Raw genomic sequence first — 22,372 nt, 5'->3', positions numbered from 1 at the left:
CGTCCGATGCCGTCCGTCGCCCGCGTCAGTCCTGCGCGCCGATCGTGCGGAGCTCTCCCGCCCCGTGCGGCTCCGGCGCCCAGAGCGGCGCCTCATGCGCGGGCGACATCCACGTCCGCTGCTCCGAGGTGGCGATCGCTGCGTCGAGGAAGCCGCTGATCTCGGCGGTCAGCGGCTCATCCCGCCAGACCAGCGACCACGGGTAGACGGGCTGGATCTCGCGGGGAGCGGACACCGGGTAGCCGAGGTCGCGATACCGGCGCGCGTAGGAGTCGAACTCGAGCAGGTACTCGGATCCGGTGGCGCGCAGCATCCGCGGCTCGCACTGCTCGAAGGTGCCGGGATTGCCCAGCCAGCGGAAGGCCGTGTCGAGGCGGTCCTCCAGGAGCGCGAGGTACTCGCCGTGTGCATTGAACAGCCCTGATCGAGGCGGATCCCCGAAGACCTTCACCGGACGTCCGTGGAAGGACGCCGTCCGCGGGGCCTCATCGCCGCGGCGGCCGATGAGCCAGAACGGCTCGAGGCGGATGAGACGGTGCCGCCAGCCGGTCGGATGCTCGGCACGCATCGCCGGGGTGAGCCGGATGATCGCGACATCGAGCAGCCCCGCCATGAGCGCGGAGAACTGCCGCACGCTGTCGATCGAGTGCTCGGTCACGGGCACGTCCGGGGACTCGGCGGCGAAGGCGTCCGAGATCGCGCGGCTCGTGTCGAGGCCGAAGACGTGCGCCATCCGCACACCGGTCGTCCGCGGGTGCGTCATGCGCGTCACCTGGGCGAGAAGGGTGCGCGCCTCCCGCAGGAACCGGTCGCCTTCGGGCGTGAGCGCCACGTGGCGGCTGTCGCGCAGGAAGAGCGCGAACCCGAGCTGATCCTCGAGCCTGCGCAGCTGCTTGGAGAGGGCGGGCTGGCTGATGTGCAGGGTGGCCGCGGCCCGGCCGAAATGCAGCTCGTCGGCGACCGCGACGAAGTAGCGGACGAGCCGCAGGTCGAGATCCATCGCACCTCCTGCCCGAAGCGTGGCGCAGCGGAGCCGGCGATGCAAGATCGGTTATCGATCCGGTGCGAACAGGTCTTGGACGGCGCTCGGGGCACGGGTGTGTGCTGATCTTCATCACCCGAGTGCGAGGAGCGCGATCATGGCTGCGAACGCCCGTCCCGTCGTCTTCATCCACGGCCTGTGGCTGCACGCGAGCAGCTGGGAACCGTGGATCGAGAAGTTCCGCGCCGCAGGCTACGAGCCCGTCGCGCCGGGGTGGCCGAACGAGCCGGGAACCGTCGCCGAAGCCCGTGCGGATCCGGACGCCGTCGCCGACATCGGCATCGACGAGGCGGCGGGACGATTCGCCGAGGTCGCGACGGCGCTCGGCGACGACACGATCCTGATCGGGCACTCGTTCGGCGGCCTCATCGCGGAGAAGCTGCTCGGCGAAGGCATCGGCGCCGGAGCGGTCGCGATCGATCCGGCGCAGATCAAGGGCGTGCTGCCCCTGCCGCTGGCCCAGCTGCGTTCCGGGTTCCCCGCGCTGGGCAACCCGGCGAACCTGCACCGCGCCGTGTCCCTGACCGCGGCGCAGTTCCGCTACGGGTTCGGCAACGCGCTGGACGACGAGGAGTCGAATGCGCTGTACGAGCGCTGGACCATCCCGTCTCCGGCCCGCCCGCTGTTCCAAGCCGCGGCCGCGAACTTCGTGATGCGCTCTCCGGCGGCGGTGAACACCGGGCGCGAGCCGCGGGGTCCGCTCCTGCTGATCTCCGGGACCGCGGATCACACCGTGCCCGATGTCGTCACCCGCTCCACGCTCAAGCAGTACCGCGACTCGATGGCGATCACGGAGCTCCAGCAGTTCGAGGGGCGCGGGCACTCGCTCACGATCGACCACGGCTGGGGCGACGTCGCCGACGCCGTGCTGACCTGGCTCGAGGCGCAGGGCCTCTGACATGGACCTCGGTCTCGGCGGCACCGTCGCCCTCGTCACCGGCGCAGGGAGGGGGATCGGGCTCGCCGTCACCCGGACGCTCGTCGCGGAGGGCGCCAGAGTGCTGGCCGCGTCGCGCACCGTCACGCCGGAACTCGCCGCGCTCGCCGCGGCGGGCACGGTGGTGGCGGTCCCCGCCGACCTCACGGATCCGTCGGTCGCCGAGGACCTCGTCGCGCGTGCGGAAGCGCTCGGCCGCCTGCGCGTCCTCGTGAACAACGTCGGGGGCGTGCACCCCCGCACGGGCGGCTTCGCCTCGGTGACCGACGAGGAGTGGACCGGAACGTTCCAGCTCGACGCGCTCACGGCGATCCGGATGACGCGGGCGGCGCTCCCCGTGATGCGAACGGCAGGAGGAGGCGCCGTCGTCACCGTGGCGTCGGTGAACGCACGGCTGCCCGATCCTGCCGTCATCGACTACAGCGCCGCGAAGGCCGCCTTGGTCAGCTTCTCCAAGTCCCTCTCGAAAGAGGTGGGCAGGGACGGGATCCGGGTGAACACGGTCAGCCCCGGCCCGGTCGCGACCGACCTCTGGCTCGGAGACGGCGGCGTGGCCGCCACCGTCTCCGCCGCGGCAGGCGCGGCCCGCGAGCAGATCGTCGCCGGAGCAGAAGCCTCGATGGTCACCGGTCGGTTCACGCGCCCGGACGAGGTCGCCGCTCTCGTGGCCTTCCTCGCGAGCGATCTGGTGGCCGGAAACACCACGGGTGCGGACGTCGTGATCGACGGAGGGCTCACCGCGGAGCTGTAGCCGTGGCGTCCGGCGCTGCGTGGCGGGGCTCCCGGCGCCGCCGCAGCGGCCTTCAGATCAGAATCGCCGCCGGGTCGCTCGGATGCGCCGAAAGGGGGAGCACCTCGGTGCTCATCCAGGGCGTGAGCGGCAGCTCATCGAGGATCCTCTGAAGATGCGCGGGATCGTCGTCGCGCCAGAGGCCGAGCGCGCGCCCCGTCTCGGCGTCCGCGGGCAGCCGCCACAGCCTCTGCAGGGTTCCGGAGCGCGCATGGCCGTGCGCGCTCACCGTCTCGCCCGCCTCCGCCGCGGCGAACGCTTCGGCGTCCGACGCCGGCGGCGCCGTGACGGTGAAGGTGACGAAGTACTCGGGACCCGCTCCCGTCGCGGCCGATCCGCTCGGATCGTTGGGGTGCGGCGACAGCTCGGTGACGGTGTCCTCCCGCCAGATGCGCAGCGGCATGGTCGCCAGGGCGGCATCCAGCGCGGTGCCGTCGGCCGCGGCGAAGAGTCCGAACGTGCGCCATTCTCCGGCCCGAAGGGGCGGGCGCCACAGACGCAGCAGCGTGCCCTCCGCGATGAGGCGCTCGGAGTTCGCCGCCTCCCGGCGTCGCATCTCCACGACCTGATCCTCGGTGGTGCCCTCAGGCACCGTGGTCGTCATCTCAACAAGGAACTCCATGATCGCTCCTGCCATCTGTCGGACCGGCACGCGCCGGTCGACGACCACAACACTCCGAACGGCGAGTGTCTTCCTCGATGTCACCGGTCCTTCGCCCCGGCCGTCTCGGCCGGCCCCGGGACCGCTGGGGCGAAGGACCACTCGCCTCAGGCCGCGAGCTCGGCGAGCTCGGGGTTGCGGACGGTCTCGAGGGCGTTCGCCCAGGTGATGAGCTGGTCGAACAGGGTGTTCAGGAAGTCCGCCTGGTAGTCGCCGGGCGCGAACGTCTGGAAGTTCTCGAACTCCGTCATGAGCGAGAGCGTCAGCGTCTGCCGCGCGGTCGCGACCTGCAGCTCTGCGAGCACGAGGCGCAGGTGCTCGATCGCGCGGGCTCCGCCCACGCCGCCGTATCCGACGAAGGCGGCCGCCTTGTTGTTCCACTCCGTGTGCAGGTAGTCGATCGCGTTCTTGAGGACGCCGGAGGTGGAGTGGTTGTACTCGGGTGTGACGAAGATGTAGCCGTCGAACCCGGAGATCTTGTCGGACCATTCGCGGGTGTGGTCGTGCTGGTACCGGCCCATGGCGGGCGGCATCGGCTCGTCGAGGTGGGGGAGCGGGTAGTCGGCGAGGTCGACGAGTTCGAACTCGGCGTCGTCGCGCTGCGCGGCCTGCTGCAGCACCCAGTCGGCGACCTGCTTGCCGTTGCGGCCGGGGCGGGTGCTCCCGAGGATGATGGCGATCTTGGTCATGTCACTAGCTCCTTGTCGAATGCGATGGTGAGGTTCAGGCAGTGGGGGTCGACAGCGCGCGCTCCGCGGCCGCGGCGTCGATGAGAGCGCGCAGCTCGTCGGCGGGCAGATCGGCGCCGAAGGTCGGATGGCCCGGCTGGAGCACGGCGCCGGTGGCGAGCGCTCCCGTGACGACCGGGTCGAACCCGAGGCGGTCGATGAACTCCGCCACGCGCGCGAGGTCGTCGTCGTGGTCGCCGGCGATCGCGATCGCCTTGCGTCCCGGGGATCCCGCGGGCCGCGCCTCCTCCTCGAGGTCGTGGTAGCCCATGTGGTTCAGGGCCTTCACGACCCGGGATCCGGCGAGGAACTCCTGCACGATCTCACTGGTCGAGGAGCGGGGGTCGTCGAGGTCGTCGCGGATCCCGTCCGTCTCCCACCAGTAGTTCATGGCGTCGATCACGAGGGTGCCGCGCAGCCCCTCGACGGGGAGGCGCCGATACTTCCCGAGCGGCAGGGCCAGGATCACGAGGTCCGCCTCGCGGGCCACGTGCTCCGGCCGCCGCACCTCGGCCCCGGGGGCGAGGACCTCGATCGTGAGGGCGATGCGCTCGGGGTCCCCGGATCCGGAGATGAGCACGCGGTAGCCGGCCGCGAGAGCCAGCCGGGCCAGCACGGTGCCGACCTTGCCGGCCCCGAGTATTCCGATCGTGCGGGTGCTGTCGTCCATGATGTCCTCCCTCTCAGAGCCCGAACGCGGCGCCGGCCCTGGGCGCGCTCGCCGGCGCCTGGGCGAGCAGTTCGCGGACCATCGGGACGACCTTCGTGCCGTAGAGCTCGACGGTCTTCATCCGGTCGCTCGCCCGCATCGCGCCGCCGGCGGTGTAGATGAGGTCGAAGCGTCCCACGTCGAGCGTGCGGATCGCCGCGGCCATCTTGCGCGCGACGGTCTCGACGGATCCGACGTAGAGCGATCCGCCCTCGACGTCCGCCTCGAACTCGCGGCGCTGCAGCGGGGGCCATCCGCGGAGGGCCCCGATCCGGTCGCGGATGACCTTGTAGCCGGGATAGAAGAGCTCCTTCGCCTCCTCGTCGGTGTCGGCGATGAATCCGGGGGAGTGCATCCCGACCGGGAGCGCCGGGGTGCCGAGCTGCGCGGTCGCGCGGCGGTAGAGGTCCACGTAGGGCGCGAATCGGGCGGGTGCTCCGCCGATGATCGCGAGCATGAGCCGGAATCCGTACTGGGCGGTGCGCAGGACCGACTGCGGGGTGCCGCCGACGCCGACCCAGGTGCGCAGGCGACCGGACTCGGTCTTCGGGAACACGTCGGCCTCGTGCAGTGCGGCCCGCGTGGTGCCCTCCCAGGTGACCGGCTTCTCGTCGAGAAGATGGCTGAACAGGTCGATCTTCTCCTCGAAGAGCAGGTCGTAGTCCTTCAGGTCGTAGCCGAACAGCGGGAACGACTCCGTGAACGATCCGCGCCCGAGGATCACCTCGGCGCGGCCGTGCGAGAGCGCATCGACCGTCGCGAAGCGCTGGAACACCCGCACAGGGTCGTCCGAGGAAAGCACGGTCACGCCGGATCCGAGCCGGATCCGCTCGGTCGCCGTGGCGATGCCCGCGAGCACGGTCTCCGGCGTGGAGATCGCGAACTCGGGCCGGTGGTGCTCGCCGACCGCGAAGGCGTCGACGCCGATGTCGTCGGCGAGGATCGCCTCGTCCAGGGTCGCGCGGATCGCCGCGCCGTAGGTGGTGATCTCGCCGCGGTCGTCGCGGGGCAGATCCCCGAAGGTGTCGAGGCCGAACTCCAGGCCCTCGAAGTCGCTCATGATTCTCTCCTCGTGGATGTCGATGTGGATGTCGATGTCGATGTGGATGCCGTTGGTCGGGTTCAGGCGTGGACGGCCTTGCCGCCCTTGACGATCTGCGCCGGGGTGCGCCCCGTGAGCCGCCAGTCGTCGGCGTCGTCCGCGAGCAGTTCGCGGACGCGCGGCGCCACCTGCTCGCCGAACAGGCGGATGCTGCGGGCGCGCGCCGCGCGATCCATGTGCAGCACGTCGTACTTCAGGTCGAATCGGGACAGATGGTTCGCCCGCACGATCCCGGCGATCTTCCGGGCGACGGTCTCGGGGGATCCGACGTAGAGCGCGCCGGTGCCGACCTCCTCCGCGTAGCGTTCGGCGGTCGGCGGGTAGAACCCGCGCTCTTCGCTCACCTGCTTCACGACGGGCTGCCAGCGCTTCCAGTGCACGTTCTTCGCCTCGTCGTCGGTGTCGGCGATGAAGCCGAGGGAGTGCTGGGCGATCGGGAGCTCCGGCTGTCCGAACTGCGCCAGCGCCCGCAGGTACAGCTCCGCGTGGCCGGCGAAGCGCTCCGGTCGTCCGCCGATGATCGCCATCATCAGCGGCAGCCCGTGCCGGGCCGCGCGGACCACCGAGTCCGGGCTCCCGCCGATCCCGATCCAGGCGGGGATGCCGCCCTCCGGCATGCGCGGATGGAGGCGGACGGCCTCGAGCGGGCTGCGGTAGGCGCCGGACCAGGTCACGCGGTCCTCCCGCATGAGGCGCAGGAAGAGATCGAGCTTCTCCTCGAAGATGTCCTCGTAGTCGGCGATGTCGTAGCCGAAGAGCGGGAACGACTCGATCGCGGACGCCCGGCCCAGCACCAGCTGGGCGCGTCCGCCGGAGAGCCCGTCGACCGTCGCGAACTGCTGGTACAGCCGCACCGGATCCTGCGTCGACAGCACCGTCACCGAGGTGCCGAGCCGGATCGTGGACGTCGCCTGCGCCGCCGCTGCGAGCAGCACAGGTGTGGCCGAGTCGACCATGCCCTCGCGGTAGTGCTCACCGACGCTGAAGACGTCGAGGCCCACCGACTCGGCGAGCTGCGCCTCCTCGACCATCAGGCGCAGCGTCTCGGCGTCCGACAGCACGCGTCCGCCGTCCGTCGCGACGTCGCCGAAGGAGTTCAGTCCGAACTCGAGTCCTGCCATGTCGATCACGACCTCTCCCGCCGTACCGGTCCCTCCGGATTGACGTGTCAACTCTGCAACAATAGGCTTGACGTGTCAATTCCCGACTACCGAGGGGCAGCGAGATGAGCGACGACAGGCACCGACACACGCCGACGCGGGAGCAGCTGCGCATCTGGCGGAACTACATCGAGACCGCCGAGGTGCTGCGCGCCCGCCTGGCGAGCCGCTTGCAGAGCGAATCGGACCTGTCGTCCGGCGACTACCAGGTGCTCCTCGCCCTGACCGAGGCCGAAGGGCGCACGGTGCGCTCCTCGGAGCTCGCCGGACTGATCGGGTGGGAGCGCAGCCGGCTCTCGCATCATCTCGGGCGCATGGAGAAGCGCGGGCTGATCCGCCGGCAGGCCTGCACCGACGATGTGCACGGCATCGACGTGATCGCGACGGATGCGGGGGCTTCCGCGTTCCGCGCCGGATCCGTCCCGCATCTGCGCGCCGTGCGAGAGCTCTTCGTCGACGCCCTCACGCCCGCCCAGCTCGACGAGGTCGAAGATCTCACCGCCGCGCTGCGTCGGCACCTGGATCTCGATCCCGCGCCGGCGGGCTGAGCCGCCGGCACCCGTCAGCCCTGGGCGAACTCCGCCCGCGGGCCGTGGAGCTGGGCGGAGACTCTGGTCATGGACGACAGCGAAGCCCTCGACGCCTACTCGGCGACGGTCGTGCGCGTCGCGGAGACGGTGCTGCCCTCGGTGGCCGCGGTGAGCGTCCGCACCGACGGCGGGGCCGGGGCCGGAAGTGCCTCGGTGTTCCGGGCCGGTCTGCTGCTGACGAGCGCGCATGTGGTGGCGGGGGCGCGCGAGGTCGGCCTCGCGTTCACCGACGGGACCTCCGTCGAGGCGCAGGTCGTCGGATCCGATGTGCTGTCGGATCTGGCCGTGCTGCGGGCGCAGGGACCGGTTCCCGATGCGGTCCCGCTCGGCGACGCCGCACGGCTCAGGGTCGGGCAGCTGGTCGTCGCGCTCGGGAATCCGCTGGGTCTCGCCGGCAGCGTGACCGCGGGGATCGTCTCGGCGCTCGGTCGATCGCTGCCGACCGCGTCGGGGCGCGTGATCGACGAGGTGGTGCAGACCGATGCCGCCCTGAACCCCGGCAACAGCGGGGGAGCGCTCGCCGACAGCGCGGGCCGGCTGGTCGGGGTGAACACCGCCGTGGCGGGCATCGGGCTCGGTCTCGCGGTGCCGATCAACGCGACGACCCTGTCGATCATCGACACGCTCGCAACGGCCGGGCGCGTGCGGCGGGCCTGGCTGGGGGTGGCCGGTGCGAAGGTCGCGCTGACGCCCGACGCCGCCGCCAAGGTCGGATCCCCGACCGGGATGCAGGTGATGTCGACCGTCCCGGGAAGCCCTGCGGCGGTCGCCGGGGCGCGACCGGGCGACATCGTCCTCTCGATCGACGGCACCGCGGTCTTCGATCCGACCGGATTGCAGCGGGTCATGGTCGAGGGCGCGATCGGGCGCCGGATGGAGATGGTGGTGCTGCGCAGCGGCGCCCTGATCGACCTCGTGCTGGAGCCCGAGGAGCTGCGGCTCGGCTGACGCGGCTCCGGCTCGGGGCCCTTCGACAGCTCAGGGCTCTTCGACGGGCTCAGGGGCCGGCAACCCCCTGGATACGATGGCGGCGTGGCGGAGACCTCCGGGATCGAGACGCTCGGCATCATCGGTGCCGGCCGGGTCGGCAGCGTGCTCGCCCGGCTCGCGGTGTCGGCCGGCTATCGCGTGCTCGTCGCCGGATCCTCGGATCCGGCCCGCATCGCGCGTGCGGTGCGGGCGCTCGGCGCGACCGCGGTCGACGTGGCGGCGTTGGCCCGCGAGTCCGACGCCGTGCTCCTGGCCCTGCCCCTCAGCAAGCACGGGTCCCTGCCGGCCGAGTCGCTGCGGGGGAAGCTCGTGATCGACGCCATGAACTACTGGTGGGGCGACGGGCTCCGTGGCGACCTCGACGATCCGCGCACGTCCACGAGCGAGACCGTGCAGCGGCACCTCGCCGGATCCCGGGTCGTGAAGGCCTTCAACCACATGGGCTACCAGGATCTCGAGGACGAGGCCCGGCCCGCCGGCGCACCCGACCGCAAGGCGATCGCGATCGCCGGGGACGACCCCGACGACGTGGCGCGGGTGGCCCGGCTGGTCGACGACCTCGGGTTCGAGCCCGTGGTCGCCGGCGACCTCGCGAGCGGCATCATGCTCGAGCCCGGCGCGGAGGCCTTCGGCGCCGACGTCGACGCCGCGGAGCTGTGGGCGATGCTGAAGCGGTTCGCGACATCGCAGCGCGGCATCGTCGTGGCGCGTGCCCGCGCAGCGGATCCGAACGCCTGAGCCGGAGGGCCGGCGGGGGCGGCGACGGGCGGTCAGTCGGGGACTCAGCCCCACGCGGCGGCGCGCGGCACCACGAGCACCGGCACGCCGGCGCTCCGCACGATCTTCGTGCCGTGCGAGCCGAGGAAGACCCGGGCGAGCGGGTTGAGCGAGCTGGATCCGACGATCAGCAGGTCGCGGTCGGTCCAGCCGACGTCGTCGATCGCCGCGGCCCAGGAAGGACCGACGCCCACCGTGACCCCGTCGACGGCGGGTGCCGGTTCGGCGATCCCGTCGAGCACGGTACTCACGTGATCGCGGATCCGACCCTCCCACTCGACGAGCACCGGATCCTCGGCGCGGCCGCCCGCGCCGGCGAGGATTCCGAGCTCGGCGTCGGGGCGGACCGCGAACGAGGCGATCCGCAGGCTCACTCCGCCGAGCGCGGCGACGGCCGCCGCGCCGGGGATGAGGTCCTGCGCCTCCCCGGATCCGCCGTACGCGACCGTGAGGCGATCGAACCGCGCGTCCACGCGCGCCCGGTAGCCGACCGGAGCGATCGCCACGGGCGCGGGGGAGGCGTGCAGCAGCGCCTCCGACACGGCGCCGAGCGCGATCCGCCCCGGCTCCCCGCGCACCGCGGATCCGAGCACGAGGGCGTAGGGCCGCTCCTGCTCCGCGAGCTCGAGCAGTCCCCGGCGGGCCGAGGCCGCCTCGTGCACGAGGTAGCGCGCCGTCACCTCGCCGCCGAGCACGCCCGCGGCGTGATCGAGCACCTGGTCTGCGGCCTCGCGGTTGTGCGCCTGCCACTCGTGGTCCACGCTCGCGCGGGAGGGCGGCCAGGCGGAGGAGACGACCGCGGCGACCACGAGGTCGGTGTCGAGCGAGTTCGCGAGCTGGGCGGCGAGGGCCAGCACCGACGAGGAGCGACGCGCGGTGTCGAGTCCGACGAGGAGCGTCATCGCTCGCTCCGCTCCAGCGGACCGGGCTGGCGCACCACCGAGGTGAACGGCACCTCGGCGCCGGGTGCGGCGTTGCCGGGCTGCAGTGCGGAGCGCCGGCGCCCGTAGAAGAAGTAGAACCCGAGGAACACCGCGACCCAGATCGCGAACACGAGGATCGTGACCGGCCGCAGCTGGGTGATGATCCAGATGCAGCCCGCGATCGAGAGCAGCGGCGTGATCGGGTACAGCGGGACCTTGAAGCCGCGCTCCAGATCCGGCTCGCGGCGGCGCAGGATGATGAGGCCGACCGAGACGACGAGGAAGGCGGCGAGCGTGCCGATGCTGGTCATCTCCGCGAGGAAGTTGATCGGGATGACGCCGGCGAGCACGGCGACGACGGCCGACACGATGATCGTGTTCTGGATGGGCGTGCGGGTGCGCTCGCTGACCTTCCCGAAGACCGGCGGGACCATGCCGTCGCGCGACATCGCGAACAGGATCCTGGTCTGACCGTAGAGGGTGACGAGCGTGACGCTGAAGATCGAGATCACCGCACCCGCCGCGAGCACTGTGCCCGGCCACGGGCTGCCCACGACGTGGGCGAGGATCTCGGAGAGCCCCGCCTCCTGACCGTCGAACCTGCCCGGGGCCTGCGCGCCGACCGAGACCAGGGCGACCCCGACGTAGAGCACGATCACGACCACGAGCGCCAGCAGGATGGCGAGCGGCAGGTTGCGCTTGGGGTTCTTCGCCTCCTCGCCCGCGGTGGAGACCGCGTCGAGCCCCACGAAGGAGAAGAAGATCACTCCCGCACCGGCCGCGATGCCGCCGATCCCGTACGGGGCGAAGTTCGCGAAGTGGTCGGAGTTCCATCCGGTCATCCCGACGGCGATGAAGAAGAGCAGCACGCCGATCTTGATGCACACCATGACGGCATTGGTGACGACGGACTCCTTGGTGCCGCGCACCAGCAGCACGGCGCAGAGCGCGACCAGGATCACAGCGGGCAGGTTGACGATGCCGCCCTCTTCGGGGGCGTTGCTCAGCGCGGCCGGCAGGTGCCAGCCGAGCAGGTTGCCGATGAGCTCGTTCACGTACTGCGACCAGCCGACCGCGACCGCGCCGGCGGAGACGGCGTATTCCAGCAGCAGGCAGGCGCCGACGACCATCGCGATGCCCTCGCCGAGGGTCGCGTACGCGTAGGAGTAGGTGGATCCCGAGACCGGGACGGCTCCCGCGAGCTCCGCGTAGCAGAGGGCGGTGAGGCCGGCGACGATGCCGGCGATCACGAAGGACCACACCACGGCGGGGCCGGCGAGCGGCACGGCCTGGGACATGATGAAGAAGATCCCGGTGCCGATCGTGCAGCTGATGCCGATCGCCATGAGCGGGAAGAGACCGATCGTGCGTCTCAAGGGGGAATCGCCTGCCTCCCGGGCGATGGGCTTGCGCCGGAGGAGCTGCTGGGCGATCGATGTCATGCGGTTGCCTGTTCTTTCACGGGCGACGGCGTCAGTGCACGTCGCAGGCCGGTTCGGGAGCGTGCATCGGCGGATCCGATGCGCGTGGTCTTCGGTCGAGTCGGGGTGCGCGGCTCCGGCGCCTCGACGACGACGCGCACGCCGTCGACGAGCGCGTCCGCCGCACCGCGGACGTAGCCGCCGGGCGTCGCCGCGATCCCGCGCAGGAACGCGATCGTCTCGGCGGTGAGGATCTCGCCGGGCAGCACGTTGGGGATCCCGGGCGGGTAGGCGGCGAGCGAATCGGCGGAGACGCGGCCGATCGCGTCTCCGGCCGCGACGATCTCGGTGTGCGCGAACGCCGCGTCGCGCGGGCGCATCACGGCGGGGCCGGTCTTCGGCAGCGCGATCGAGCCCGCGTCGCCGCGCGCGGCGAGGTCGCCGACGGGCTGCAGCGCCTCGAGCGCCGCGACGAACCGGGCGGGATCGGGGGTGGTGCCGGGGCCGATGAACGCGACGATGCAGGATCCCGTCGAGATCTCGGTCATGATCCCGGCCGTGCGCAGGAGCTCCTCGCGCACGGTGTGCCCGTGCAGCCCGGCGGCTCCGACGTCGATCGAGACGCGCAGCGGGTCATGGTCCACGATGTCGGGGAAGGCGCCGAAGCCGTCGCTCACGATCGGGAAGCGCCCGGTCGCGCGGACGGCGTCGCGCAGCGCGGCGGCCGCGACGAGGGAGGCGGCGATGCGGTCGTGGCCGTCCTCGAGCGTCGCCCTGGCGAGATCGAGCGAGGCGAGCAGCAGGGAGCTCGCACTCGTGGACTGGGTGAACATGAAGGCGCGGTCGATGAGGGGCTCGAGCTCTTCCGCGTACGGTCCCTCGGCCAGGTGCAGCATGGCCGACTGGGTGAGGCTGCCGCCCATCTTGTGCGTCGAGGACACGACGAGGTCGGCGCCGAGCGCGATCGGGTGGGCGGGCAGGTCGGGGTGGAAGCCGAAGTGCGCGGCCCAGGCGGCGTCCACGACCAGCGGCACGCCCGCCTCGTGGCAGACCGCGGCGATGCCCTCGACGTCGGCGACCGCGCCGAAGTAGCTCGGGCTGATGATGTAGGCCGCCTTCGCGTCCGCGCTCTCGAGCGCCTCGCGCATCGCGGCGGGCGTCACGCCGTGGTTGATGCCGTGGTGCTCGTCGATCGTCGGCTGCACGAAGCGGGGATCGAGCCCGCCCAGGATGATGCCGTCGAAGAAGCTGGAGTGGGCGCTCCGCTGCGCGACCACGATCTCGTCCGGGGTGCGGAACGCGGCCAGGGCCAGCGCGGTCATCCGGTTCGCCTCGGAGGCGCCGTTCGTGAGGAACCAGGTGCGCCGCGCTCCCCAGGCGCGGGCGGCGGCTGCGCGCGCCTCCTCGAGCGGGTTGTCGGATCCCTTGTCGATGCCGTCCAGCAGCGGCTCCACGTCGTAGCGCAGCACGTCGTCGCCGAAGAAGTCCGCGAGCAGCGGGGCCGCCGCAGGATCGGCGCTGTGGCCCGGCACGTTGAGGCGCTGCAGGTCGCGTGCGGCGAATCGGCGGATGGCGTCGGCGTAGGGCGTGGTTGTCGTCACGGATCGATTCTGGCGCGGGGGGATACGATGAGGAATGAAGACAATTCTTCATTGATCAATACCCATTATGGAGCGACGATGCTCGATCTGCGGCAGCTCAGGGCCCTGCGCACGGTGGCCGACGAGGGCTCGGTCCTGCGCGCGGCGACCGCGCTGCAGTGGAGTCAGCCCACGGTCACCCACCACCTCCGCGGCCTCGAGCGCGCGCTCGGGGCGGCCGTGGTCACGAGCGGATCCGGGGGCACCCGCCTCACCGCGGTCGGCGAGGCGATGCTCCCGCACGCCGTCGCGATCCTGGACCGTTCGGAGCGGGCCGTCGAGGAGGTCCGTGAGCTGGTCGACTCCGGACGGCGGCGGATCGCGATCGGGGTGTTCCCGTCGGCCGGAGCGCGGCTGCTGCCGCAGGTGGTGCGCGCGCTGCAGGGGGCGGGTTTCGAACCGCTCGTCTCCGAGGCCGAGCTCGATCCTCTGATGGCGGCGGTCGTGGGGCTCCGCCTCGACGCCGCGATCGTCTACGACGCCCCCGGCAGGCCGACGATCCTGCCGCCGGGCTTCCGGATGATCCCGGTCCGGCAGGAGCATCTCGCGGTGATCGTGCCGCCCGCGCACCCCCTCGCCGGGCGCACCGGCGTGCCCCTCGCCGATCTCCGCGACGAGGGCTGGATCGCGGGCGCGACCGAGGCCGATCCGGTCGATGCGGCCCTCGCCCGCGCCGCGGAGCAGGCGGGTTTCACCCCACGGATCGCGATGCGCAGCGACGACTACGCCGTGGTGGCGGCCTACGTCGCCGCCGAGTTCGGCGTCGCCCTGGTGCCGGAGCTGGCGCTGCCCGCGCATCTCGACGCCGTGGCCACGGTGGAGATCGCGGACGCCGTGTTCGAGCGGCGCATCTTCCTCGTGACCGCGCCGACCGTGGGGGAGGCCGCGCGGCGGGCGCTCGAGGGGGCGCTGCGCACACCCGCCGGCGAGTAATTCCGGCCGACGTCGCTTGCAACCTCCCCGGAGCCGGAGCAGGGTGGAGCCAGGGGTGAGATCCCCGCGCGGTCGGAGAGGGAGACATCGAGACATGGCTGTGCTGAAGGCGTTGCGACGACAGCCCGTGATCCCCCTGGCGCTCCTCACGCTCGTCGCGGTCCTCGTGCTGAGCGCGACCGGCCAGGGCCTGATCGCCCGATGGATCGCGACGATCGTCGTCGGCGGCTTCGTGCTGGGCACGCTCATCCAGATGATCCGGGAGATGCTGCGCGGCCGGTTCGGGCTGGACGTGCTCGCGATCGTCGCCATGGTGGCGACCCTCGCCGTCGGAGAGTACGTCGCCTCCCTCATCATCGTGCTGATGCTCTCCGGGGGCGAGGCGCTCGAGGACTTCGCGGCGCGCCGCGCGAAGCGGGAGCTGACCGCGCTGCTCGAGCGCTCGCCGCAGACCGCGCACGTCGTGACGACCGACGGGGAGGGGGAGGGCGAGCTCGTCCGGGACGTGCCCGTCGACGAGGTCGCGATCGGCGACGTGCTGCTGATCCGCCCTTCCGAGATCGTTCCCGTGGACTGCGAGCTCCTGACCGAGGAGGTCTCCTTCGACGAGTCCTCGCTGACCGGTGAGAGCCTGCCCGTGACGCGCACCGCGGGCGAGACCGTGCTCTCCGGGGCCGTCAACGGCACCCACATCGCGCGGGCGAGGGCCCTGCGGCGCAGCGCCGACAGCCAGTATCAGCAGATCCTCGCGCTCGTGCGGCAGGCGCAGGACTCGCGCGCGCCCGTCGTGCGGCTGGCCGACCGGTTCGCGATCCCGTTCACGGCGGTGTCGCTCCTGCTCGGCGGTCTCGCCTGGGCGCTCTCCGGCGAGGCGGTGCGGTTCGCCGAGGTGCTGGTGCTGGCGACGCCCTGCCCGCTGCTGATCGCCGCGCCCGTCGCGTTCCTCGGCGGCCTGTCCCGGTCGGCGAAGGACGGGATCGTGCTCAAGGGCGGAGCGGTCATCGAGACGCTCTCGCGCGTGCGCTCCGCCGCGTTCGACAAGACCGGCACGCTCACGCGCGGCCGGCCGGCGCTCGTGGACGTCCGGCCCGCGGCCGGGTTCACCGCGGAGGAGGTGCTGGGCCTCGCGGCGTCGGCGGAGCAGTACTCCTCGCACGCGCTCGCCGCGGGGATCCGTGCGGCGGCACGCGACCGGGGGCTCGTGGCAGAGACGGCCGAGGACGCGAGCGAGGTCGCGACCAACGGCGTGATGGCGCGCATCGGCGGCCGTACGGTGGTCGTGGGAAAGCCCGCGTACGTCGCCTCCCTCGTGCCCGAGTTCGCGCGCACCGATCTCGCTGCAGGACAGGCCGCGGCCTATGTCGCGATCGACGGACGCCATGCCGGCGCCCTGGTGCTGGCCGACGCGCCGCGCCCGGAGTCGCCGGGCGTGGTGGCCTGGCTCCGCGACCACGGCGTGGGGCAGATCGTGATGCTGACCGGCGACACCGCGGCGACCGCGGATCCGATCGCCGCGCAGGTCGGCATCGCCGAGGTGCACGCCGAGCTCCTGCCCGACGACAAGGTGCGGCTCGCCCGGGACCTGAGCCCGCGTCCGCTCATGATGGTCGGCGACGGCGTGAACGACGCCCCGGTGCTCGCCGCGGCGGATGTGGGGATCGCGATGGGCGCGAAGGGCGCGACGGCCGCCGGCGAAGCCGCCGACGCCGTCATCCTCGTGGACTCCCTCGCGAAAGTCGCGCACGCGGTCGAGATCGGCCGGCACACCGTGCGGGTCGCCCTCACCGCGATCTGGATCGGCATCGGGCTGAGCGTCGCGCTCATGATCGTCGCGATGACCGGGGTGATCCCCGCGGTCGTGGGCGCCCTCGTGCAGGAGCTCGTGGATCTCGCCACCATCCTGTATGCGCTGCGGGCGCTGCGCGGCCCGCTGACGCCGGAGCGCTCGTTCGCGGCGCAGGACCCGGCGGACGGAATCAGGACCAGGCACGACGACAGTGAGAGGACCCGGTTGTGACCACGAGCGACATGCACCCGACGACACCCGCGCCGACCACGGGAGGCGGCGTCCCCGATGCCGACCTGGAGAGCATCGACGCGTGGTGGCGCGCGGCGAACTACCTCAGCGCCGGACAGATCTACCTCCTCGACGATCCGCTGCTGCGTCGCCCCCTGGCGCCGGAGGACGTCAAGCCCCGCCTCCTCGGGCACTGGGGCACGACGCCGGGGCTCAACTTCCTCTACGCCCACCTGAACCGGGTGCTCCGCGACCGTGCGCTGAGCTCGATCTTCGTCACCGGCCCCGGCCATGGCGGACCGGGCATGGTCGCGAACGCTTACCTGGACGGCACCTACTCCGAGGTCTACCCGCGGATCTCACGGGACGAGGGCGGGGTGCGCGCGCTGTTCCGCCAGTTCTCCTTCCCCGGCGGGATCCCGAGCCATGTCGCCCCGGAGACGCCGGGTTCCATCCACGAGGGCGGGGAGCTGGGGTACTCGCTGAGCCATGCGTTCGGCGCCGCATTCGACAACCCCGACCTGGTCGTCACGTGCGTGGTCGGGGACGGCGAGGCCGAGACGGGACCCGCGGCGACGGGATGGCACTCGAACAAGTTCCTGGATCCCGTGCAGGACGGCACGGTCCTGCCGATCCTGCATCTGAACGGCTACAAGATCGCGAACCCGACGGTGCTCGCCCGCATCCCGGAGCGCCGCCTCGTCGAGCTCTTCCGCGGGTACGGCTATGCGCCCTACGTGTTCACGGGAGGGTTCGACGACGAGGATCCGCGGAGCATCCACCGCCGGTTCGCGGAGCTCCTCGAGGAGGTGTTCGACGAGATCGCGCGGATCCGCGCCGACGCGCGGGCCGGCCGCTACCACTCGGACGACCCCGTGACGGCGACGCCGGAGTGGCCCATGATCATCCTGCGCACGCCCAAGGGGTGGACCGGCCCGCACGAGGTCGACGGGGTGCTCGTGGAGGGCACGTACCGCGCGCACCAGGTTCCGCTCGCGAACGCGAGGGACACGCCGGAGCACCTCCGGATCCTCGAGGACTGGATGCGGCGCTACCGCCCCGAGGAGCTCTTCGACGCCCAGGGCGCGCCCGTCGAGCTCATCGGCCGGATCGTGCCGGAGGGGGAGCGGCGGATGAGCGCCAACCCGGTCGCGAACGGCGGGCTGCTGCGCACGCCGCTGTCGCTGCCGGACTTCCGCGACTTCGCGGTCGACGTGCCGGCGCCCGGATCGACGACCGCCGAGGCGACGCGGGTGCTCGGAACCTGGCTCGCCGAGGTGATCCGGCGCAACCCCGCGACGTTCCGGATCTTCGGCCCCGACGAGACGGCCTCGAACCGGCTCGCCCCTCCCGTCTACGAGGCCACCGACAAGCAGTGGGTCGCGCAGATCCTGCCCACGGACGATCACCTGGCCCGGGTCGGCCGGGTCATGGAGATGCTCAGCGAGCATCAGTGCCAGGGGTGGCTCGAAGGCTATCTCCTCACCGGACGCCACGGTCTGTTCACCTGCTACGAGGCGTTCATCCACATCGTCGACTCGATGTTCAACCAGCACGCGAAGTGGCTCAAGGTCACCAGGGGGATCCCCTGGCGGCGCCCGATCTCGAGCCTGAACTACCTGCTCACGAGTCACGTCTGGCGACAGGACCACAACGGGTTCAGCCATCAGGATCCGGGATTCATCGACCACGTCGTGAACAAGAGCGCCGAGGTGGTGCGGGTGTACCTCCCGTTCGACGCCAACACGCTGCTGTCCACCTACGACCACTGCCTGCGCTCGACCGACTACGTCAACGTCGTCGTCGCCGGGAAGCAGCCCGCCGCGAACTGGCTCACGATGGACGAGGCCGTGAACCACTGCACGCGCGGGCTCGGGATCCTGGAGTGGGCGGGCACCGAGGTCGCAGGGCAGGATCCCGATGTCGTGCTCGCCGCCGCGGGCGACATCCCCACGCTGGAGGTCCTCGCCGCCGCGCAGATCCTGCGCAACGCGCTGCCGGAGCTGCGCGTGCGCGTGGTCAACGTGGTGGACCTGATGCGCCTGCAATCGGAGAGCGAGCATCCGCACGGCCTTCCGGATCGGGAGTACGACGCGATCTTCACGGCGGACCGGCCGGTGATCTTCGCGTACCACGGTTATCCCTGGCTCATCCACCGGCTCGCCTACCGCCGGCACGGGCACGCCGACCTGCACGTGCGCGGGTACAAGGAGAACGGCACGACGACCACGCCCTTCGACATGGTCATGCTCAACGACCTCGACCGCTACCAGCTCGCGATCGACGCGATCGACCGCGTGCCGGGGCTCGCCCAGCGCTGCGCGTCCCTGCGGCAGGACCTGCAGGACGCCCGCCTGCGCGCCCGCGCCTACACGCGCGAGCACGGCGAGGACATCCCCGAGGTGGCCGAGTGGAGCTGGGAGGGCGCTCGCGGCTGAGCGGATCACGCCTCGGGCGACGGCTCCCGCTCTCCCGTGAGCGCCGACACGGGCGCGGTGCAGGCGTCGCCGCGCCAGGCCTCGATGCCCTCGCGGACGGCGAAGCCCGCGATCACCAGCGCGGCGACCGAGTCGGCCCACGCCCAGCCGAGCAGGCCGTTCAGCAGCAGGCCGGCCAGGACGGCGGCCGAGAGGTAGGTGCAGATCAGCGTCTGCCGGGAGTCGGCGATCGCGGACGCAGATCCGAGTTCGCGCCCCGTGCGCCGCTCGAACCAGCTCAGGAACGGCATCACGAGCAGGCTGAGCGCCGCGATCGCGATCCCGATGGGGGAGTGCGCGGGCTCGCTGAGGCCGGTCAGCGCGAGCACGGCGTCCACGCCGACATAGGCGGCCAGGCCGAAGAACGAGATCGCGATGATGCGCAGTGCGGTCCGCTCGCGCCGTTCCGGATCCGGAGCCGCGAACTGCCAGGCGATCGCCGCGGCGGAGAGGACCTCGACCACCGAGTCGAGCCCGAACCCGATCAGCGCCGCCGAGGACGCGGCGCCGCCGGCGAGCAGCGCGACGACGGCCTCGATCACGTTCCAGGTGATCGTGATCGCCACCACGATCCGGATGCGACGCCGCAGCACCAGGGTGCGATCGGCGGTGGCGGTGGCGGTCACGATGCCGAGCCCTGGTCGCAGCAGCCCGGCACGCGGCAGGCCGGATCGATGCACGGCACCTGCTCGTCGACCGCGAGCGTGGTCTCGAGCAGCGCGGTCAGGGCGGCGGCGAGATGCGGGTCGGCGATCTCGTACCGGGTCCGTCGGCCCTCGGGCTCGGCCGTCACGATCCCGCACCCGCGCAGACAGGCGAGGTGGTTGGACACGTTGGTGCGGGTGAGCCCGAGGTCCTGCGCCAACTGCGCGGGGTGCCCCGGCCCGTCCAGCAGTGCGAGCAGGATGCGGGAACGGGTCGGATCCGCCATCGCACGGCCGAGCCGGTTCATGACGTCCACGCGGGTGGCAATGGTCAGCATGTACTGACTATACAGCTGAGGGTGACCTGATTCGGATGTGTGGGCGGCTCCTTCGCGGCAATCCCGAGGGCGCTAGAGGTGGACGAGCCGGCCGTTGACCGGCAGCGAGCCGCCGAAGGTGATCGGCACCGCAGCGGCGCTCCCGAAATCTGCGCCCTCGCTCGCCTGGATGTGGACGTGCGGCTCGGTGCTGTTGCCGGAGTTCCCGCATCGGGCGATCGGATCGCCGGCGCGAACCCTCTGTCCCGCCCGCACCCGCACGCTGTCCTGCTGCAGATGGCACAGGGCGACGACGGTCCCGCGGGTCTCGATCAGCACATGATTGCCGGCGAGCGCCCTCCATCCGGCCGAAGCTCTCCGCCGCTGAGTCGCCGCGTAGCCGAGGGAGCGCAGGCCGCGGAAGGAGGCGTGGTCGATCTCGCTCCCGTGCGCGGCGAGGACGACGCCGTCGACCGGGGCCAGGAGTTCTCGGCCGAAGCCCGGAAACCGCTCCGGCGGCTCGGTCCCCACGAGCGCCCGCAACCCGATGCGGGCGGTGCGACCGCTCGCCGAAACAGGAACGAAGTCGATCGCCTGCGAGGAGGCGAACGCGGGAGTGCCATGACTCGGAACACGGTTCGCCGGACTGTTCTGCACCAGCCACCACCCCGTGAACGGGTAGGCGAGATCGAGCGGATCCGTCATGTGCGCGCCCCCCTTCCTCCCGCAGAGATCGGGCTCGGCCTGGAGCCTACAAGGCGGTCCCGCGCGCGTGCTCGGCGGCGGATCACGACGCGTCGGGCGACCGTCCGCTCCGACGGCGGGGATCGCGCGCAGAATGATGTCGAGAACTGAGCATCGGCTCCGACCACATGCCGAGGCGGACATCGGGTCCCCCGACGAATCGAAGGAGAACGGCCATGAAGTACATGATCCTCATGCAGGTGCGGCAGGACGTGCTGGATGCGCTCACCGCGGAGCAGATGCAGGCGATCGGCGAGGGGCACCAGGCCTTCATCGACACGATCACCGCCTCGGGAGAGATGCTCGGCACGGTCGCGCTCGCCGACCCCAGCCAGTCCAAGGTCGTGCGCGCCGCGAGCGGTTCGCCCGAGGTGGTCGACGGCCCGTTCGCCGAGACCAAGGAGTTCATGGGCGGGTACTACCTGCTCGAGGTCGAGTCCGAGGAGCGCGCGGTCGAGCTCGCCCAGCAGATCCCGGACGCGGCGATCGACGGTCTCGCGCTCGAGGTCCGCCCGGTGATGTTCTCCGCCGGGACCGACGTGTGACCGATCGCGGCTTCGAGGACCTGTGGCGCAGCAATGCGCCGCAGGTCCTCGCCGCGCTGCTGCGCCGCTACGGCGCCGCGCAGCTCGACCTGTGCGAGGACGCGGTGCAGGAGGCGCTCCTCGCCGCGCATCAGCAGTGGCCGGCCGAGGGCGCCCCCGCAGATGCGAAGGGCTGGCTGCTGACCGTCGCCCGCCGCCGGATGATCGACCGGATCCGCAGCGAGCATCAGCGCCGCGAGCGCGAGCACGCCTACGCGGATGCCTGGCGCCCCCTCGCCGAGGCCGGGGCCGCGCACACGGACGACAGCGTCGAGGTGCTCCGGCTGTGCTGTCACCCCGCGCTCACGACGCCCGCGCAGGTGGCGCTCACGCTGCGCGCGGTCGCCGGCCTGTCGACGGCGCAGATCGCCCGCGCGCACCTGCTGCCCGAGGCGACGATCGCGCAGCGGATCAGCCGGGCGAAAGCGCGGATCCGGGCCGCCGGGGCCGTCTTCCCGGAGCCTTCGGGCCCTGAAGACCGCCTGGATCCGGTGCTCGCGGTGCTCTACGTCATGTTCACGGAGGGGCACACCGCCACCGAGGGCGCCGATGTCAACGACGTGCGGCTCAGCGACGAGGCGATCCGCCTGGCCCGGATGCTCCACCGCGAACGCCCGGACGACGTCGAGGTCGCGGGGCTGCTCGCGCTCATGCTGCTCACGGACGCGCGCCGCGTCGCGCGCACCGGCGCCCGTGGCGAGCTGATCCCGCTCGACGAGCAGGACCGCACCCGGTGGGATCGTGATCGGATCCTCGAGGGGACCGAGATCCTCGACGCCGCGCTCGCCGCCGGTCGGCACGGCCCGTACGCGATCCAGGCCGCGATCGCGGCGCTGCACGACGACGCGCCCAGCACCGAGACCACGGACTGGCCGCAGATCCTGGCCCTGTACCGCCTGCTCGAACTCGAGACCGGCAATCCCGTCGCGACCATCAACCGCGCCGTCGCACAGGCGATGGTGCACGGTCCGGAGTCGGGGCTGGCCGTGATCGACGGGATCGCGGATCCGCGCGTGCGCGGCGACCGCCGCCGCATCGCGTCCGTGCGCGCGCATCTGCTGGAACGCGCGGGGCGCACGGCCGAGGCGATCGAGGCGTACCTCGACGCGGCGCGTGCGACCCTCTCGATCCCGGAGCGCGACTACCTGCGCGCCCGCGCGGCCCGGCTGCGGGGCTGAGGCTCCGG

Annotated in this window: 22 protein-coding genes; 10 read left to right on the top strand and 12 right to left on the bottom strand. The window is 71.9% G+C overall.

Going from position 1 to position 22,372, the window contains the following annotated elements:
• Nucleotides 1-25 precede the first annotated feature (25 nt).
• Nucleotides 26-1,000: a LysR family transcriptional regulator gene (locus tag ACIPY5_RS10630; protein ID WP_400970274.1), complete on the bottom strand. Its 975-nt coding sequence runs from the start codon at nucleotides 998-1,000 to the stop codon at nucleotides 26-28.
• Between the two features lie 139 nt (nucleotides 1,001-1,139).
• On the opposite strand from ACIPY5_RS10630, the gene ACIPY5_RS10625 reads away from it, so the two are divergent.
• On the top strand, nucleotides 1,140-1,940 hold the full coding sequence (locus ACIPY5_RS10625) for an alpha/beta hydrolase (RefSeq protein ID WP_400970271.1): 801 nt from the start codon (nucleotides 1,140-1,142) through the stop codon (nucleotides 1,938-1,940).
• Nucleotide 1,941: 1 nt separating this feature from the next.
• On the top strand, nucleotides 1,942-2,730 hold the full coding sequence (locus ACIPY5_RS10620) for an SDR family NAD(P)-dependent oxidoreductase (RefSeq protein WP_400970269.1): 789 nt from the start codon (nucleotides 1,942-1,944) through the stop codon (nucleotides 2,728-2,730).
• Nucleotides 2,731-2,782: 52 nt separating this feature from the next.
• Here ACIPY5_RS10620 and ACIPY5_RS10615 read toward each other — a convergent pair whose 3' ends face one another.
• From ACIPY5_RS10615 to ACIPY5_RS10595, 5 genes are all read right to left on the bottom strand, one after another.
• Entirely contained in the window at nucleotides 2,783-3,391 is a 609-nt protein-coding gene (locus ACIPY5_RS10615) for a muconolactone Delta-isomerase family protein (RefSeq protein WP_400970266.1), read from the bottom strand.
• Between the two features lie 146 nt (nucleotides 3,392-3,537).
• Nucleotides 3,538-4,119, bottom strand: a complete 582-nt coding sequence (locus ACIPY5_RS10610; RefSeq protein ID WP_400970264.1) for an NADPH-dependent FMN reductase — start codon at nucleotides 4,117-4,119, stop codon at nucleotides 3,538-3,540.
• Nucleotides 4,120-4,153: 34 nt separating this feature from the next.
• Nucleotides 4,154-4,828 (bottom strand): NADPH-dependent F420 reductase, encoded by a 675-nt coding sequence (locus ACIPY5_RS10605; RefSeq protein ID WP_400970261.1) that lies wholly within the window; start codon nucleotides 4,826-4,828, stop codon nucleotides 4,154-4,156.
• A 13-nt stretch (nucleotides 4,829-4,841) separates the two neighbouring features.
• The gene (locus tag ACIPY5_RS10600) at nucleotides 4,842-5,927 is read right to left on the bottom strand and encodes an LLM class flavin-dependent oxidoreductase (RefSeq protein ID WP_400970259.1); all 1,086 of its coding nucleotides are present in this window, start codon (nucleotides 5,925-5,927) and stop codon (nucleotides 4,842-4,844) included.
• 62 nt (nucleotides 5,928-5,989) lie between these two features.
• On the bottom strand, nucleotides 5,990-7,141 hold the full coding sequence (locus ACIPY5_RS10595) for an LLM class flavin-dependent oxidoreductase (RefSeq protein WP_400970256.1): 1,152 nt from the start codon (nucleotides 7,139-7,141) through the stop codon (nucleotides 5,990-5,992).
• Nucleotides 7,142-7,194: 53 nt separating this feature from the next.
• On the opposite strand from ACIPY5_RS10595, the gene ACIPY5_RS10590 reads away from it, so the two are divergent.
• The 3 genes from ACIPY5_RS10590 (at nucleotide 7,195) to ACIPY5_RS10580 (ending at nucleotide 9,447) form a co-directional block, all read left to right on the top strand.
• Complete coding sequence (locus tag ACIPY5_RS10590; RefSeq protein ID WP_309342706.1) at nucleotides 7,195-7,677, top strand: MarR family transcriptional regulator; 483 nt, start codon at nucleotides 7,195-7,197, stop codon at nucleotides 7,675-7,677.
• 69 nt (nucleotides 7,678-7,746) lie between these two features.
• Complete coding sequence (locus ACIPY5_RS10585; RefSeq protein ID WP_400970252.1) at nucleotides 7,747-8,667, top strand: S1C family serine protease; 921 nt, start codon at nucleotides 7,747-7,749, stop codon at nucleotides 8,665-8,667.
• An 84-nt stretch (nucleotides 8,668-8,751) separates the two neighbouring features.
• Complete coding sequence (locus tag ACIPY5_RS10580) at nucleotides 8,752-9,447, top strand: NADPH-dependent F420 reductase (protein ID WP_400970249.1); 696 nt, start codon at nucleotides 8,752-8,754, stop codon at nucleotides 9,445-9,447.
• A gap of 44 nt (nucleotides 9,448-9,491) precedes the next feature.
• Here ACIPY5_RS10580 and ACIPY5_RS10575 read toward each other — a convergent pair whose 3' ends face one another.
• Genes ACIPY5_RS10575 through ACIPY5_RS10565 form a run of 3 tightly spaced genes read right to left on the bottom strand, consistent with a single transcriptional unit; the run spans nucleotide 9,492 to nucleotide 13,431 of the window.
• Nucleotides 9,492-10,388: a universal stress protein gene (locus ACIPY5_RS10575; protein ID WP_400970246.1), complete on the bottom strand. Its 897-nt coding sequence runs from the start codon at nucleotides 10,386-10,388 to the stop codon at nucleotides 9,492-9,494.
• A complete protein-coding gene (locus ACIPY5_RS10570) occupies nucleotides 10,385-11,851 on the bottom strand; it encodes an amino acid permease (RefSeq protein ID WP_309342716.1) in 1,467 nt (488 codons plus the stop codon). Before ACIPY5_RS10570 ends, ACIPY5_RS10575 begins: the two co-directional genes overlap by 4 nt.
• Nucleotides 11,848-13,431, bottom strand: a complete 1,584-nt coding sequence (locus tag ACIPY5_RS10565) for an aminotransferase class I/II-fold pyridoxal phosphate-dependent enzyme (RefSeq protein WP_400970242.1) — start codon at nucleotides 13,429-13,431, stop codon at nucleotides 11,848-11,850. Before ACIPY5_RS10565 ends, ACIPY5_RS10570 begins: the two co-directional genes overlap by 4 nt.
• Before the next feature lie 78 nt (nucleotides 13,432-13,509).
• On the opposite strand from ACIPY5_RS10565, the gene ACIPY5_RS10560 reads away from it, so the two are divergent.
• The 3 genes from ACIPY5_RS10560 to ACIPY5_RS10550 all read left to right on the top strand — a co-directional run bounded on the left by ACIPY5_RS10560 (nucleotide 13,510) and on the right by ACIPY5_RS10550 (nucleotide 18,858).
• Nucleotides 13,510-14,403 (top strand): LysR family transcriptional regulator, encoded by an 894-nt coding sequence (locus ACIPY5_RS10560; protein ID WP_400970240.1) that lies wholly within the window; start codon nucleotides 13,510-13,512, stop codon nucleotides 14,401-14,403.
• A 94-nt stretch (nucleotides 14,404-14,497) separates the two neighbouring features.
• Complete coding sequence (locus tag ACIPY5_RS10555; RefSeq protein WP_400970237.1) at nucleotides 14,498-16,420, top strand: heavy metal translocating P-type ATPase; 1,923 nt, start codon at nucleotides 14,498-14,500, stop codon at nucleotides 16,418-16,420.
• A gap of 11 nt (nucleotides 16,421-16,431) precedes the next feature.
• Nucleotides 16,432-18,858: a phosphoketolase gene (locus tag ACIPY5_RS10550; protein ID WP_400970847.1), complete on the top strand. Its 2,427-nt coding sequence runs from the start codon at nucleotides 16,432-16,434 to the stop codon at nucleotides 18,856-18,858.
• Between the two features lie 5 nt (nucleotides 18,859-18,863).
• Here the strand turns inward: ACIPY5_RS10550 and ACIPY5_RS10545 are convergent, their stop codons facing one another.
• The 3 genes from ACIPY5_RS10545 to ACIPY5_RS10535 form a co-directional block, all read right to left on the bottom strand.
• The gene (locus ACIPY5_RS10545) at nucleotides 18,864-19,523 is read right to left on the bottom strand and encodes a cation transporter (RefSeq protein ID WP_400970234.1); all 660 of its coding nucleotides are present in this window, start codon (nucleotides 19,521-19,523) and stop codon (nucleotides 18,864-18,866) included.
• Nucleotides 19,520-19,879, bottom strand: coding sequence for an ArsR/SmtB family transcription factor (locus tag ACIPY5_RS10540; protein WP_400970232.1), 360 nt, complete (start codon nucleotides 19,877-19,879; stop codon nucleotides 19,520-19,522). Before ACIPY5_RS10540 ends, ACIPY5_RS10545 begins: the two co-directional genes overlap by 4 nt.
• 72 nt (nucleotides 19,880-19,951) lie before the next feature.
• Nucleotides 19,952-20,563 carry a M23 family metallopeptidase gene (locus ACIPY5_RS10535; protein WP_400970229.1) on the bottom strand — a complete coding sequence of 204 codons (612 nt, stop codon included), beginning with the start codon at nucleotides 20,561-20,563 and terminating at the stop codon, nucleotides 19,952-19,954.
• A gap of 215 nt (nucleotides 20,564-20,778) precedes the next feature.
• Here ACIPY5_RS10535 and ACIPY5_RS10530 point away from each other — a divergent pair, with 215 nt between their 5' ends.
• Both ACIPY5_RS10530 and ACIPY5_RS10525 read left to right on the top strand, forming a co-directional pair.
• Nucleotides 20,779-21,147 carry a YciI family protein gene (locus tag ACIPY5_RS10530; RefSeq protein ID WP_309356855.1) on the top strand — a complete coding sequence of 123 codons (369 nt, stop codon included), beginning with the start codon at nucleotides 20,779-20,781 and terminating at the stop codon, nucleotides 21,145-21,147.
• Nucleotides 21,144-22,364 carry an RNA polymerase sigma factor gene (locus ACIPY5_RS10525; RefSeq protein ID WP_400970225.1) on the top strand — a complete coding sequence of 407 codons (1,221 nt, stop codon included), beginning with the start codon at nucleotides 21,144-21,146 and terminating at the stop codon, nucleotides 22,362-22,364. Before ACIPY5_RS10530 ends, ACIPY5_RS10525 begins: the two co-directional genes overlap by 4 nt.
• Nucleotides 22,365-22,372: the final 8 nt, after the last annotated feature.

It is taken from the genome of Microbacterium sp. NPDC089698 (assembly GCF_044749045.1).
Classification (GTDB): Bacteria; Actinomycetota; Actinomycetes; order Actinomycetales; family Microbacteriaceae; genus Microbacterium.
The sequence above is the reverse complement of the archived record's forward strand: the minus strand, read 5'-3'. Positions and strand labels throughout refer to the sequence as shown.

Coding starts and splice junctions, on each gene's coding strand:
- ACIPY5_RS10630 (WP_400970274.1), bottom strand. CDS start 1,000: ATGGATCTCGACCTGCGGCTCGTCCGCTACTTCGTCGCGGTCGCCGAC.
- ACIPY5_RS10625 (WP_400970271.1), top strand. CDS start 1,140: ATGGCTGCGAACGCCCGTCCCGTCGTCTTCATCCACGGCCTGTGGCTG.
- ACIPY5_RS10620 (WP_400970269.1), top strand. CDS start 1,942: ATGGACCTCGGTCTCGGCGGCACCGTCGCCCTCGTCACCGGCGCAGGG.
- ACIPY5_RS10615 (WP_400970266.1), bottom strand. CDS start 3,391: ATGGAGTTCCTTGTTGAGATGACGACCACGGTGCCTGAGGGCACCACC.
- ACIPY5_RS10610 (WP_400970264.1), bottom strand. CDS start 4,119: ATGACCAAGATCGCCATCATCCTCGGGAGCACCCGCCCCGGCCGCAAC.
- ACIPY5_RS10605 (WP_400970261.1), bottom strand. CDS start 4,828: ATGGACGACAGCACCCGCACGATCGGAATACTCGGGGCCGGCAAGGTC.
- ACIPY5_RS10600 (WP_400970259.1), bottom strand. CDS start 5,927: ATGAGCGACTTCGAGGGCCTGGAGTTCGGCCTCGACACCTTCGGGGAT.
- ACIPY5_RS10590 (WP_309342706.1), top strand. CDS start 7,195: ATGAGCGACGACAGGCACCGACACACGCCGACGCGGGAGCAGCTGCGC.
- ACIPY5_RS10585 (WP_400970252.1), top strand. CDS start 7,747: ATGGACGACAGCGAAGCCCTCGACGCCTACTCGGCGACGGTCGTGCGC.
- ACIPY5_RS10575 (WP_400970246.1), bottom strand. CDS start 10,388: ATGACGCTCCTCGTCGGACTCGACACCGCGCGTCGCTCCTCGTCGGTG.
- ACIPY5_RS10570 (WP_309342716.1), bottom strand. CDS start 11,851: ATGACATCGATCGCCCAGCAGCTCCTCCGGCGCAAGCCCATCGCCCGG.
- ACIPY5_RS10560 (WP_400970240.1), top strand. CDS start 13,510: ATGCTCGATCTGCGGCAGCTCAGGGCCCTGCGCACGGTGGCCGACGAG.
- ACIPY5_RS10555 (WP_400970237.1), top strand. CDS start 14,498: ATGGCTGTGCTGAAGGCGTTGCGACGACAGCCCGTGATCCCCCTGGCG.
- ACIPY5_RS10550 (WP_400970847.1), top strand. CDS start 16,432: ATGCACCCGACGACACCCGCGCCGACCACGGGAGGCGGCGTCCCCGAT.
- ACIPY5_RS10540 (WP_400970232.1), bottom strand. CDS start 19,879: ATGCTGACCATTGCCACCCGCGTGGACGTCATGAACCGGCTCGGCCGT.
- ACIPY5_RS10535 (WP_400970229.1), bottom strand. CDS start 20,563: ATGACGGATCCGCTCGATCTCGCCTACCCGTTCACGGGGTGGTGGCTG.
- ACIPY5_RS10530 (WP_309356855.1), top strand. CDS start 20,779: ATGAAGTACATGATCCTCATGCAGGTGCGGCAGGACGTGCTGGATGCG.